General features: G+C 40.4%; 1 protein-coding gene. It reads right to left on the reverse strand.

The genetic code is table 11. The features are described 5' to 3' along the window. Positions 1 to 82: 82 nt before the first annotated feature. Complete coding sequence (locus tag OKC30_RS20750; RefSeq protein WP_270809807.1) at positions 83 to 1,633, reverse strand: ATP-binding domain-containing protein; 1,551 nt, start codon at positions 1,631 to 1,633, stop codon at positions 83 to 85. Positions 1,634 to 1,726 lie beyond the last annotated feature (93 nt).

Consider the following 1,726-nt stretch of genomic DNA (forward strand, 5'->3'; position numbering starts at 1 on the left):
TGTGCTCGGTGATTGATCCGGGAGATCAGATCACCACTTGGCTAGATAGTTCCCCGATTTGTGCAACAAGGCCGCTGTTCGTTCATGCTATCGCTCCAACTTTTTCAATCACTGCATCAATTAACCTTTTAGAATTACACAATTGTGGCATCGGCTGTATCTTACGAAACTGGCTGGCTTTGTTATACCAAAACTCAATGACTGCCAGATCATTTTTGTGTTGAAAGTAATATCGCTCGCAAAATGGACGCGACTCAATTTTAGTCACAACCACATCAATATCATGTAATTGCGAAGCTATGTTGTTATAGAATTCTTCAAGAAATGGTTCTGAAAAATAAAACTCTGACTCTTTCGATGCGGTGAACAAATTAAGAAATTGCCCCTGAAGCTGCTGCAACAATGTCAACAACTCGGAAGCAAAGTCATCATACCCCAAACTTTTCACACCAGAAACCTTCCAATTCCCCTTGTAATTAATATTAACAGAAGCCTGTTCATTTCCGCGGTTAAAAACATACCGTTCCTGATGATTGTAATGAAGAACATCCGCAATCGAGATCCCGGTCCCCTTAACACCCTCAACGACAAGCTGGTAAAGGCGCTTTAACTGAGGAATATCACAATGAAAATTGAACGGCCTCGCTTCAAAATGACGCTTTGCAGCCTGACTGATACTCTGATCATCATTAGCCAGACAATTAAACTCTGATATCGTAGGGGCCGTAGGGGAAGATTTAGGAACATAGCCACCCACCACTTTCATTCCTGAGCCCAATCCAATATTGGGTGGGTTCATTACGAATAATTTATCGGATGTGCGGGTGATTGCAGTATACAGCCATCGAAAGTAATCTTTTGTTAACATCTTTTGATGTGTTTGGCACTGCAAAAATACATTTTTCCATTCACTACCTTGTGCTTTATGTGCGGTAATGGCGTATCCGAATTTAATCTTAAAGGCATTAAAATAAGGATCTTGCATTAAGGCAACCCTCAATTTATGTTCATTACCCTTAAGTTTTAGCTCTGGATGTCTATTGATAAAATAAACATAAAGCGCTTTATGCTCATCTGAAGATAAACTCGGCTGGTCATTATAAAGCAAATTCTCAATCACTTTAGCTTCAAAATAAAAAGGTTGACCAAAATCATTGCGAAAGCCGAGAACCACATCCCTGAAACTAAGATCTACTCTTCGTTTAATCATTTCGCCATTATCGCCTTTCACGCTAATAATAACACTTACACTCTCTGGGTAGGGGGATAATACCTCTTTGATCATACCAAACTCGCCATTCGTGATAGTGGCATCGGCTCGATAATGGTTCGCAACAGAAATAATTTTATCACCGTTGACCATCTTCAACTGACCACCAAAAAAGTGTTCACGAATCAACCTGTTATATTCACCCACCTGTCGATTAGAAGAGGCAATTATAACACTCTCCCCCGTCTTGCCAATCTTCCCATTACATGCCTGAATAAATTTATCAAGAAGCTCGTCAGAATTTAATTGGCATACATCGTTGTTATTCGCATCAAATATAAGTTTATTGAAGACATTTTTCTCTAGCCCATCTCGTAGCATGCCGGCATTGGCCAGTACACCACTATCAACCTTTTGCCGCACAACTTCGGTTAAATAACAGGGCGGGATCGCACTTTGTTAATGAAATTTGAACAGGCTGATCGTCTGTGATCTAATCACGTCTCCATGCAGGAG

Source organism: Aeromonas sp. QDB18 (assembly GCF_027705325.1).
Lineage (GTDB): Bacteria > Pseudomonadota > Gammaproteobacteria > Enterobacterales > Aeromonadaceae > Aeromonas > Aeromonas caviae.